General features: G+C 71.9%; 9 protein-coding genes. 6 read left to right on the top strand and 3 right to left on the bottom strand.

What is annotated here, in order from left to right; all coding sequences use genetic code 11:
* Positions 1 to 334 precede the first annotated feature (334 nt).
* The 3 genes from EDF51_RS12495 to rfbC are packed head-to-tail and all read right to left on the bottom strand — an operon-like array spanning position 335 to position 3684.
* Positions 335 to 2182: a glycosyltransferase gene (locus tag EDF51_RS12495; RefSeq protein WP_134195078.1), complete on the bottom strand. Its 1848-nt coding sequence runs from the start codon at positions 2180 to 2182 to the stop codon at positions 335 to 337.
* Positions 2183 to 2190: 8 nt separating this feature from the next.
* Positions 2191 to 3054, bottom strand: coding sequence for a glucose-1-phosphate thymidylyltransferase RfbA (gene rfbA / locus EDF51_RS12490; RefSeq protein WP_111085998.1), 864 nt, complete (start codon positions 3052 to 3054; stop codon positions 2191 to 2193).
* A gap of 21 nt (positions 3055 to 3075) precedes the next feature.
* Entirely contained in the window at positions 3076 to 3684 is a 609-nt protein-coding gene (rfbC, locus tag EDF51_RS12485; RefSeq protein ID WP_111085999.1) for a dTDP-4-dehydrorhamnose 3,5-epimerase, read from the bottom strand.
* Between the two features lie 98 nt (positions 3685 to 3782).
* Between rfbC and EDF51_RS12480 the strand changes: the two genes are divergently transcribed.
* From EDF51_RS12480 to EDF51_RS12455, 6 genes are all read left to right on the top strand, one after another.
* Positions 3783 to 4724 (top strand): glycosyltransferase family 2 protein, encoded by a 942-nt coding sequence (locus EDF51_RS12480; protein ID WP_111086000.1) that lies wholly within the window; start codon positions 3783 to 3785, stop codon positions 4722 to 4724.
* Positions 4714 to 6273 (top strand): glycosyltransferase family 39 protein, encoded by a 1560-nt coding sequence (locus EDF51_RS12475; RefSeq protein WP_134195076.1) that lies wholly within the window; start codon positions 4714 to 4716, stop codon positions 6271 to 6273. The genes EDF51_RS12480 and EDF51_RS12475 overlap by 11 nt, the downstream gene beginning before the upstream one ends.
* Positions 6270 to 7892 carry a glycosyltransferase family 39 protein gene (locus EDF51_RS12470; protein WP_131845612.1) on the top strand — a complete coding sequence of 541 codons (1623 nt, stop codon included), beginning with the start codon at positions 6270 to 6272 and terminating at the stop codon, positions 7890 to 7892. The genes EDF51_RS12475 and EDF51_RS12470 overlap by 4 nt, the downstream gene beginning before the upstream one ends.
* Positions 7889 to 8875 carry a dTDP-glucose 4,6-dehydratase gene (rfbB, locus tag EDF51_RS12465; RefSeq protein WP_111086003.1) on the top strand — a complete coding sequence of 329 codons (987 nt, stop codon included), beginning with the start codon at positions 7889 to 7891 and terminating at the stop codon, positions 8873 to 8875. The genes EDF51_RS12470 and rfbB overlap by 4 nt, the downstream gene beginning before the upstream one ends.
* Positions 8872 to 9723, top strand: coding sequence for a dTDP-4-dehydrorhamnose reductase (gene rfbD / locus EDF51_RS12460; RefSeq protein WP_134195074.1), 852 nt, complete (start codon positions 8872 to 8874; stop codon positions 9721 to 9723). The genes rfbB and rfbD overlap by 4 nt, the downstream gene beginning before the upstream one ends.
* Positions 9724 to 9902: 179 nt before the next feature.
* Positions 9903 to 11045: a glycosyltransferase family 1 protein gene (locus tag EDF51_RS12455; RefSeq protein ID WP_123292216.1), complete on the top strand. Its 1143-nt coding sequence runs from the start codon at positions 9903 to 9905 to the stop codon at positions 11043 to 11045.
* Positions 11046 to 11064 lie beyond the last annotated feature (19 nt).

The following is an 11064-nucleotide window of genomic DNA, read 5'->3' as shown; positions in this document are numbered from 1 at the left end:
GCGCCGTCCCCCCCTCCCCCCCGCGTGCGTGCGCCGTGGCGTGGCCCCCCCGCCCCCGCCCCCCCCCCCGCCGCCCGCGCCCCCCCCCCCCCCCCCCGGCGGGGGGGGGGGGGGGGGGGGGGGGGGCCCCCCCCCCCCCCCCCCCCCGGGGGGGCGCCCCCCCCCCCCCCGGGCCCCCCACGACCGCAGCGGGGCGCGCACATCGGTCGCAGCTTCGGAGGCCCCGGTTCGATCGCGTTCCGCACAACCGAAGTGCACGTGAACCGCGGGATTGCACGGCTCGACCGCACTTTGGTTGTGCGGAGCGTCGCGCGGCGGGGACGCGGGCAGCGGGTCAGGCGCGGAGGCGGGCGCGTTCGGTTCGGGCTGCGTCCAGCAGCACGTCGGCTCGGGCGTCGAAGGAGTGCTCTGCGGCGATGCGCGACGCCACCGCCGCCCGCTCGGCAGCAGTCGGCCACACTCGTGCCGGGTCCAGGAGCGCAGCGAGCTCGTCACGGGAACGCGCCACCGCGAGCGTCGGGACGTCGAGCACCTCGGTCAGCCCGGCGACCTCGTCGGTGACGACGACTCCCCCGGACGCCAGCACGTCGAACACCCGGTTCGACACGAAGCCACCGGCCGCCATGTCCGCCCAGTGGTCGTTGAGCACCACGCGCGCCGAGGCGTAGGCCGTGGCGACCTCGGCCCGGCTCAGCGACGGTTCGCCGAGCGCTGCGTCGGGGACCACGCCCTGCCACGCCGGGCCGTGCACGCGAAGGTCGGCTCCGAGCGCCACGGCATCGGCGACCACCGGGCGCGCGGCGCCGCGGGTCGAGCCGACGAAGACCACCCAGTCGGCATCGGGGCTCGTCGTCGCCCGCGCGCCCGGGTGGAACACCGCGGGGTCGGTCGCCTGCAGCAGCGTGCGGACCGGGACCCCCGACCGCGCTGCGGCCGCAGCAGCCCAGACCGGCCCGGCGGCGAAGGCCGCGTCGAACGACCGGAGCTCGGTGTCGGAGACGTCGTCGGGGTGGCTGATCACCCAGAGCAGGTTCACCGACGCAGGGTTCGGCGGCACCCGGTCGAGCCCGCGGATCACGAGCGTCACGTCGTCCGCGGCATCGTCGTCCCGCACGTGGGCGTCACGGCGGTCGATCCGGACGCGCTGCCCGAGCCGCTCGAGGGCCCCGGCCAGCTCGGCGGCGAAGTGCACGTCGCCCCAGCCGTCACCCTCGGGCCCGGCGGGAGCGGCGATCTTCAGCGACCAGGTGAGCGGGTCGGTGGCGCTGCTGGTCGTCCGGCGGACCGGTGTCACCGGTCGCGCTCCCCACGGCGGCAGCGGCGGCCCGGCGGAGACTGCAGCGCCCCGGCCGTCGACCGAGTCCCGTCTCGCGTCCCGCCACGACGAGAACACGTCCACGGTGGCAGCGTCGATCGTCCGCCCGGGTTCAGCGAGTCGGACGGTCTCACCGACGTCCTTCACCAGGATCGTGGGACCCGACTGCGGTCGCTGGCGCACGGCGCACGCGTGCGTCCACCCGACGAGCGTCGTCGGCTCGTCCGTGAGCACGGGCGCAGGGACGATCGCGGCCCGGGGCACAGCGAGCACGGGTTGATCGGCACCGAACACCGAGTCCCCCGTGCCGAACGGACGGTCGTCGGACCACGGGAGTGCGCCGGGACGGATGAGCAGTGCACCGTTCCGCGCTGAACCGTCCGCCGTGCGCACCGAGGCCTGCACCAGGCGGTGGACTCCGGTCTCGGCGAGTGCCCGGAGGCCGGCGGCATCGATCGTCACCGAGGTGTCGACGAGCACGAGGACCCGTCCGACCCCGGCGGCGAGGCCGGCGTTGATCGCGGACCCCAGGCCGTCGACCGGCACGCTCCGCACCCACGGCAGGCGACGACCGAACGGATCGCGCGGCGAGGCGTCGGCGACGTAGCTCACGGCGCGGACGTCAGCGCCACGGCCGAAGGCCTCGCGGGCGACGGCGACGAGGCGCGCGACCTCGGCGTGCCGGTCCGACCGGGTCGTGACGAGGACCGTGACGTCCTGGTCCAGGTGCGGCAGGGGGCCGTCGAAGCCGGCCACGCGGACGACGTCGGTCGTCGCTGCGGGCGTGGGACGGGCCTCCCGGTCGGGGTGGTCGGCAGCCGTCGTGTCGCGACGACGGCGACCGAACCACCCAGAACCGGACGCCACGGGCGGTGCTAGGCGCCGAGGAGCCGCTGGAGGTAGACGCCGTAGCCGCCCTTGACGAGCGGTGCGGCGAGCTCGGCGAGCTGCGCGTCGTCGATCCAGCCGTTGCGCCAGGCGATCTCCTCGATGCACCCGATCTTGAAGCCCTGACGGTCCTCGATGACCTTGACGTACTCGGACGCCTGCATCATCGACTCGAACGTGCCGGTGTCGAGCCACGCGGTGCCACGGTCGAGGACCTGGACGCCGAGTTCACCGGCCTCGAGGTAGCGCTCGTTGACCGTCGAGATCTCGAGCTCGCCACGGGCGCTCGGCTCGATCGTCTTCGCGATCTCGATGACCTTGTTGTCGTAGAAGTACAGGCCGGGGACGGCGTAGTTCGACTTCGGCTCGGCCGGCTTCTCCTCGATGGAGACGGCCGTGAAGTCGTCGTCGAACTCCACGACGCCGTAGGCCTTCGGGTCGGCCACGTGGTACGCGAAGATCGTCGCACCGTCGACCTCGGTGTTCTTCCGCAGGTTCGTCCCGAGGCCGGTGCCGTGGAAGATGTTGTCGCCGAGGACGAGTGCGACGCTGTCGTCGCCGATGAAGTCCTCGCCGATGACGAAGGCCTGCGCGAGCCCGTCCGGGGACGGCTGCACGGCGTACTGGATCTCCATGCCGAAGGCGGAGCCGTCGCCGAGCAGGGCCTTGAACTGCTCGTTGTACTCCGGCGTCGTGATGACGAGCACTTCGCGGATGCCGGCCATCATCAGGGTCGACAGGGGGTAGTAGACCATCGGCTTGTCGTAGATCGGCATGAGCTGCTTGCTGATGCCCTTGGTGATCGGCCAGAGGCGCGTGCCGGATCCACCGGCGAGGATGATGCCCTTCATCGGGATCGCTTCCTTACTTCGTTACTTCGTCGTGCGGAGGGACTCGGTGTAGGCCACGCACTCCTCGTACGTCGGCAGCAGACCGGCGGCGGCGGCCGCTTCGAGCGTCGGGGCGCTCGTGTCCTTCTCGGAGAGCACCGGCTCACCGATGCCGTCCGGCAGTTCGAGTCCGACGGTCGGGTCGAGGATCGTGATCCCCTTCTCGCGCTGGGGGTCGTAGTGTGCGCTGACCAGGTAGTTCACGGTGGAGTGGTCCTCGAGCGCGACGATCGCGTGACCGAGGCCCTCGGACAGGTACACGGCCTTGCGGTCGACGTCGTCGATGCGGACCGAGTCCCACTGCCCGAACGTCGGCGAACCGACGCGGATGTCGACGATGTAGTCGATGAAGGCGCCTCGGACGGCGGTGACGTACTTGGCCTGGCTCGGGGCGACGAGGGCGTAGTGGATGCCCCGCGCGACGCCGGCCGACGAGATCGACATGTTCACCTGGCGGAGGTCCAGCGGGTGACCGACCGTCTCCTCGAGGACGTCGGCCCGGTACGCCTCGAGGAATGCTCCTCGTGCGTCGCCGTGCTGGACGGGCGTGAACTCCCACGCGCCGGGGATCTTCAGTTCGCGGATCTGCACCGGGGAAGCCTAGCAAGGTGGCGCATCGCATAGGCTGTCCTGGTTCTGTGCCCCGCGCCCCGCGCGCTGCGACTCCCGAAACGAGACCAAGCGAGCCCGTGAAGCTATTCGTCCAGATCCCCTGCCTCAACGAGGAGAACACCCTCGCCAGCGTCATCGACTCGATCCCGCGTGAGATCGACGGCATCGACGAGATCGAGATCCTGGTCATCAACGACGGCAGCACCGACCGCACCGTCGAGGTCGCCAAGGAGCACGGCGTCAAGCACTTCGTGCACCACACGACCAACATGGGGCTCGCCCGGTCGTTCCGCGACGGCGTCGACTACGCCCTGCTGCACGGTGCCGACATCGTCGTCAACACCGACGGCGACAACCAGTACCCGCAGGCGCAGATCGCCGAACTCGTCCAGCCGATCCTGCGCAAGGAAGCCGAGATCGTCATCGGCGACCGGCAGACCCGCACGATCGAGCACTTCTCCGGCTTCAAGAAGCTCATGCAGCGCTTCGGGTCGTGGGTCGCCAGCCGCGCCGCCGGGCTCGACCTGCCCGACGCCGCGAGCGGGTTCCGCGCCTACTCGAAGTACTCGCTGATCCGCTTGAACATCGTCACGCGCTTCAGCTACTGCATGGAGACCATCGTGCAGGCCGGCTACAAGCGCCTGGCGATCGCGTCCGTGCCGATCACGACGAACCCGAAGACCCGCGAGTCCCGGCTGTTCAGCAACATCTTCCAGCACATGTTCGAGTCCGGCTCGGCGATCGCCCGGGTCTACCTGATGTACCGGCCGATGGCGCTCTTCGCCTGGGTCAGCGTGATCCTGGGCGGGCTCGGGCTCTGGCCGCTCGTCCGCTACCTGGTGCTGCTCGCGATGCAGACCCCCGGCAACCACCTGCAGTCGATCATCCTCGGTGTGGTGCTGCTCATCACGGCGCTGCTCTCCATCGTGATCGGCGTCGTCGCCGACCTCACCCGCCTCAACCGCACGCTGGCCGAGGAGCAGCTCGACCTGCAGAAACTGCAGCGGTATGGCGACTGACACGGCCCCGGCCGTGTCGGGCACCGTCGCCCGCCCACGGGTCGGCCGTGCTGAGCGCGTCGTCGTCATCGCCCTGACGGTCGCGTTCGCCGCCGTCCTGGCGGTCTGGGCGATCGTGACGACCACCTACAAGGCGCCGGACGAGCCGACGCACGTCGACGCCGTCCTGCACCTGGCGATCGGTGACGCCTGGCCGGAGCCGGGCGCGATGCACTACCTCAACGCCACGCACGACACGCAGATCAGCAACCTGCGACAGCCGGCGTCGGACAACGCGACGTGGGGCCAGCTGCTGCGGGAGTTCCCCGGCGTGCACCCGACGAGCATCGACCAGATGTCGCAGCACCCGCCCACGTACTACGCGCTGGCCGCCGGGGTCCTCCACCTGGTGCACTTCGAGGACCTGCGGTGGGACCACGCCGTGATGGCCCTGCGGCTGTTCGACGCCCTGCTCGTGCTGCCCCTGCCGTTCCTGGCGTGGGCCACGGTGCGTCGGCTGACCCGCTCGCCCCGGGCTGCCGTGGTCGGCGGGGCGGCGATCCTGGCCGTCCCCGAGGTCGCGTCGATCGGTACCTCGGTGACGAACGACGCCCTGATGCTGCCCCTCGCGGGTGCGCTGGTGTACTTCGTCGTCCGGCTGCTGACGGGCGACCAGCGGGTGCGGACCACGGTGTGGATCGGCCTGCTGCTCGGCGCGATGCTGCTGACCAAGGGAACTGCCCTGCCCGCCGTCCCCTTCGTCGGGATCGCGGTGATGGCGGCGGGCTGCACCCGCGCGACCGTCTGGCGGAACGTGCTGCGCACCACCTGGACGCTGGGGATCGCCGGTGTCGTCGGTGGCTGGTGGTGGCTGCGGAACATCCTCGTGTACCACGCGATCCAGCCCGACGGCATGGCCTACGCCCGCCCGTCGATGCCGTTCCCGGACGACACCGCCGCCAGTCCGGAGGTCTTCCTGCGCGACTACTGGAACGGCGTGACCCGCACGTTCTGGGGCAGCGTCGGCGGTCTGACGCAGTTCCAGTTCGCCCAGTTCCTGATCGACGGCCTGACCATCGTGTCGATCGCCGGCATCGTCATCTGGGCGTTCCGCCGCGGCCCGTCGCTGCGACCCGCGATCGTCCTGGCGTCGTACCCCGTCATCCTGATCGCCCTGCACATGCAGAGCGGGTGGGGCGGCTACGTGCGGAACACGATCGTCGCCGGCACCCAGGGCCGCTACTACTACCCCACCCTCATCGCCCTCATCGCCCTGAGCGCCCTGGCCTGGCGGCGCGTGACCGTCACCGCGGCCGGCGCCACACGACTGGCCGTCGGCATGTCCGTCGCGGCGACGGCCATCGCCCTCTACGGCGTCGTCTACGCGCTCCGGGCGTTCGGCCGTGACGCCGCGTTCTGGATCGACGAGTTCTCGATCGTCAAGTTCGACGAGTACGGCATGCTCGCTGCCGGCGGGAACTTCACGCTGGCCACCGTGGCAGCGGTCGCGCTGATCGCCACGGCGGTCCTGCTGGTGCGTTTCGTGCGCCGGACGGCGGTGACGGCGTGACCGCCCGCCGCGAGTGGGTCGTGCTCGGCACGATCACGGTCGCGTGGCTGGGCCTGCTGCTCGGCTTCGCCCTGCTCACCCCCGCGTTCGGCGCCCCCGACGAGCCCGCGCACGTCGACGCCGCGTTCCGGCTGGCGCTCGGCCTCGGGTGGCCGCACGGCGGCGAGATGCACTACCTCGCTGCGATCCGGCAGATCGTGGAGCACCCGGTGCCCGCCGTCGACCGCCCCACGGTCGACGCGCTCCTGGCAGCGGTCCCTGGCGACGCCCCCGCCATCGACCCGATGTCGCAGAACCCGCCGACGTACTGGCTCGTCGCCGCGGGCATCCTGCGCCTGATCCGCTTCGGGGCGCACGACTGGGCCACCTCGGTGCTCGTCCTGCGCCTGTTCGACGTCGTGCTCGTGACCGCGCTGCCCGCGCTCGTGTGGGCGACCGTCCGCCGGGTGACGCGGTCGCCACGGACCGCCCTGGTCGCACCGCTGCTGCTCTTCGCGGTGCCGCAGCTCGCGCAGGTCGCCGCCGGCGTGACGTCGTGGGCGCCGATGATCCTGCTCGGCGCCGTGCTCGTGTGGCTGAGCGTGCGCGTGCTCACCGGTGACCGGTCGTGGTGGACCACGGCGGGGTTGGCCGTGGCGGTGACCGGCCTGGCGGCGATCAGCGCACTCGGCCTGCTGGCGGTGCCGTTCGTCGTGCTCGTGTTCGCGCTGGCCCGCGACGAGCGCGACCACCGCGACCGCGATCGCGACCAGCGCACCGCTCGTCCGTGGCGCCGTGCGGCCCTGCACGCCGGCGTGGTCGTCGTCGCTGCCGCCGCCGTGTCCGGCTGGTGGTGGGTCCGCACGCTGCTCGTCAGCGGGACCCTGCTGCCGGACGCGCTGCGCGGCGTGACCACGGTGCAGCCGTACCCGTCGGGCGGCGCGAACCCCGGCGCGTTCGCCGGTCGGCAGTGGGACGGCCTGACCGCCTCGTTCTTCGGGGACTTCGGCGCGAACCAGTGGCCGCTGCCGCCCATGGTCGTCGACGCCCTGGCGATCGTCGGTCTCGTCGCCCTCGGCTGGTCGTACGCGCGTCGCGGCGCCGGACGCCGGGTGATGACCATCGCCCTGGTCTGGCCGGTGCTCGTCGTCGTCGCGACCCTTGCCTACAACTGGCGGAACTACCTCGGCACGCACCAGGGCATCGGGCTGCAGGGCCGGTTCCTGTTCGTGGCCGTCGTCGCCCTCGTGCTGTCGCAGGCCGTGGCGTGGCGTGCCCTGGTCGTGCGCCCGGAACTGCGCCGCCGGCTCGCCCGGATCGCCGCCGTCGGCTCGTTCGCCATCGCCCTTTACGGCATCGGCATCGCGTACCGCGGCGCGTGGGAGAACGTCCAGTTCCGGGTCACCCCCGGCGGCCTGTCGGCGATGGCCGGTGGCTCACTCGCCGGGCCGCTCCCGATCGCAGTGGCCGGCGCGCTGTTCCTCGCCGCCGCCGTCGCAGCCGCCGTGTTCGTCTGGCGCGCGGCCGCCGTGCCGAGCACCGCGGCCGCCGTGCCGAGCACCACGACCACCCCCGTCACCGGGCTCCCGCTAGAATCGCCGCCGACCCACGAACCGACCGTCAGGAAAGAGAACTCGTGAAGATCCTCGTCACCGGAGGAGCCGGCTTCATCGGCTCGAACTTCGTCCGCCGCACCCTGGAGGACGCGTACCCCGGCCTCGAGGGCGCCGAGGTTGTCGTCTACGACGCGCTGACCTACTCCGGCAACGAAGCGAACCTCGCTCCGGTCGCCGACTCCCCCCGCTACACCTTCGTGCACGGCGACATCCGCGACGCCGCGAAGCTCGACGAGGTCGTCCCGACGGTCGACGCGATCGTGCACTTCGCCGCCGAGTCCCACGTCGACCGGTCGGTCCGCGACTCCGGCATCTTCGTCGAGACGAACGTCGTCGGCACCCAGCGCCTGCTCGACGCTGCGCTCCGCCACGGCACCGAGCGCTTCGTGCACGTCTCCACCGACGAGGTCTACGGCTCCATCAGCGAGGGCTCGTGGGACGAGGAACGCCCGCTCGAGCCGAACTCCCCGTACTCGGCGTCGAAGGCCGGCAGCGACCTGCTCGCCCGCAGCTACCACCGCACCCACGGGCTGAACCTCTCGATCACGCGCTGCTCGAACAACTACGGGCCGTACCACTTCCCCGAGAAGGTCATCCCGCTCTTCGTCACGAACCTCATCGACGACGTGCACGTCCCGCTGTACGGCGAGGGCAACAACATCCGCGACTGGCTGCACGTCGACGACCACACCCGCGGCATCGCGATGGTCCTGACCCGTGGCCGCGCCGGCGAGATCTACAACATCGGTGGCGGCACCGAGCTCACCAACAAGGAGCTCACGCAGCTGCTCCTCGACGCCACCGGCAAGGACTGGTCGTACGTCGACCGCGTCGCTGACCGTCTCGGCCACGACCTGCGCTACTCGGTCGACATCTCGAAGATCCAGGCCGAGCTCGGCTACGAGCCGCAGGTCCCCTTCGAGCAGGGCCTGGCCGACGTCGTGCAGTGGTACCGCGACAACCGTTCGTGGTGGGAGCCGCTCAAGGAGCGCGCAGCGATCGCATGACCCGGTACCTCATCACCGGCGCCGCCGGCATGCTCGGCCGTGACCTCCAGGCCGCGCTCGCCGGCCGCGACGTCACGGCACTCTCACGCGCCGAGCTCGACATCACCGACCCGGCCGCGGTGGACGCCGCCGTCGCCGGACACGACGTCGTGATCAACTCCGCCGCGTACACGAAGGTCGACGACGCAGAAGACCACGAGGACGACGCCTTCGCCGTCAACGCGACCGGCCCGAAGCTCCTGGCCGAGGCCGCGGTCCGCCACGGTGCGAAGCTCGTCACGGTGTCGACGGACTACGTCTTCGACGGCAACGGCACCGCCCCGTACGCCGAGGACGCCTCGACCGACCCGATCAACGCCTACGGCCGCACCAAGGCCGCGGGCGAGGCGTTCGTGCGCGAGATCGCCCCGGACACGTCGTACGTCGTCCGGACCGCCTGGATCTACGGCGCGCACGGACCGAACTTCGCCGCGACGATGCTCCGGCTGGCCGGCTCGCACGACACCGTGAGCGTCGTCACCGACCAGGTCGGTCAGCCGACATGGACCGGCGACCTCGCCGCGCGGATCGTCGAGCTCGTCGACGGCGACGCCCTCGCGGGCGTCTACCACGGCACCAACGCCGGGCAGGGGTCGTGGTTCGACTTCACCCGCGCCATCTACACCGAGCTCGGACTCGACCCCGAGCGCGTCCTGCCGACCGACAGCGCCGCGTTCGTCCGGCCGGCGCCGCGCCCGGCGTACAGCGTGCTCGGCCACGACGGCTGGTCGCGCGCCGGCCTCGCGCCGATGCGCGACTGGCGCGAGGCGCTGCGCGCCGCGGTGGCCGCAGGAGCGTTGACGGAGTAAGCACGGCAGTCGACCGGGAGGCCCGGATCACGTCCGCCGCGTCGGGAACGTGATCCGGGCCTCCCGTCCAGGTCTCCTGCCGCGGCTTCCAGGGGGCGGCCCACCTGCCCTGGTAGGGTCGGGCAGCCGGGCGCCGGGCCGGTCCTCGGCCCCATCACCACGACGAGGAGAGCAGCACCATGACCACCCTCCACGTCCTCGTCGACCAGGTCGTCGCACCCGTTCCGGGTGGCATCGGGCGGTATGCCGAAGAGCTCGCCCGGCACCTCGTGGCGAACGCGCCGAGCGGCTGCGACGTCGCCGGGGTCGTGTCCGCGGTCAGCTCCGACGAGATGGCCCACCTGCGCACACTGCTGCCCGGGCTGTCCGACCTGCAGCGTCTGCCGCTGGCCCGTCGTGAACTCTCGCTCGCGTGGCAGGGCGGCTTCGTCGGTGGCATCGCGAAGGGCATGGTGCACGCGCCGAGCGTCCTCGCTCCCCTGGTCAAGCACGACCGGTTCCAGGACCCGGGCCGGCAGACCGTCGTCACCGTGCACGACACCGTGCCGTGGACGAACCCCGAGACCCTGACGCCCCGCGGCGTCCACTTCCACAAGGCGATGGTGAAGCGCGCGTGGAAGCACGCCGACGCCGTCGTCGTGCCCACCCACGCGGTCGCGAGCGCACTGAACGAGATCCACCGGTTCGACGACCGACTGCGCGTCATCGGCGGAGCTCCGAGCGGCCGGCTGCGGCTGCCCGTCGACGCCGACCTGCGCGCCGAGCGTCTCGGACTGCCGGACCGCTACGTGCTGGCCGTCGGCACGCTCGAACCACGCAAGGCGCTCGGGTCCCTGATCGAGGCGCTCGCGCACCCCGACGCCCCCGCCGACATCCCGCTCGTGATCTCCGGCCCGGACGGCTGGGGCGACGTCGACGTGTACGGCACCGCCGAGCGCGCCGGGCTCGCCCGCGACCGGGTGAAGGTGCTCGGGCGGATCGACGACGCCGACCTCGCCGTGGTCTACGACCGGGCGACGGTGTTCGTGTTCCCGAGCTTCGCCGAGGGCTTCGGCCTGCCCGTGATCGAGGCGATGAGCTTCGGCACCCCGGTCATCCACTCCGACGACCCCGCGGTGGCCGAGGTCGCGTCCGACGCCGGGGTGACCGTCGCCCGGAACCCGCGGGACTCCTACCCGGAGCGGATCGCGCAGGCGGTCTACCAGGTCGTCAACGACCCGTTGCTCGCGGGGCAGCTCGCCGTCGCCGGGCCGGACCGTGCCCGGATGTACGACTGGAGCGACTCCGCCGCCGAGACCTGGCAGCTGCACGCCGACCTCTGAGCCGACGCGGGCGTCACGT

It is taken from the genome of Curtobacterium sp. PhB25, from assembly GCF_004365375.1.
Classification (GTDB): domain Bacteria; phylum Actinomycetota; class Actinomycetes; order Actinomycetales; family Microbacteriaceae; genus Curtobacterium.
Note: the sequence above shows the minus strand (reverse complement) of the source record. Positions and strands in the feature narration are given on the sequence as shown.

Bases quoted from the DNA above. Each gene is read 5' to 3' on its own strand.
- rfbA (WP_111085998.1), bottom strand. From the start codon at position 3,054: ATGAAGGGCATCATCCTCGCCGGTGGATCCGGCACGCGCCTCTGGCCG.
- rfbD (WP_134195074.1), top strand. From the start codon at position 8,872: ATGACCCGGTACCTCATCACCGGCGCCGCCGGCATGCTCGGCCGTGAC.
- EDF51_RS12455 (WP_123292216.1), top strand. From the start codon at position 9,903: ATGACCACCCTCCACGTCCTCGTCGACCAGGTCGTCGCACCCGTTCCG.
- EDF51_RS12475 (WP_134195076.1), top strand. From the start codon at position 4,714: ATGGCGACTGACACGGCCCCGGCCGTGTCGGGCACCGTCGCCCGCCCA.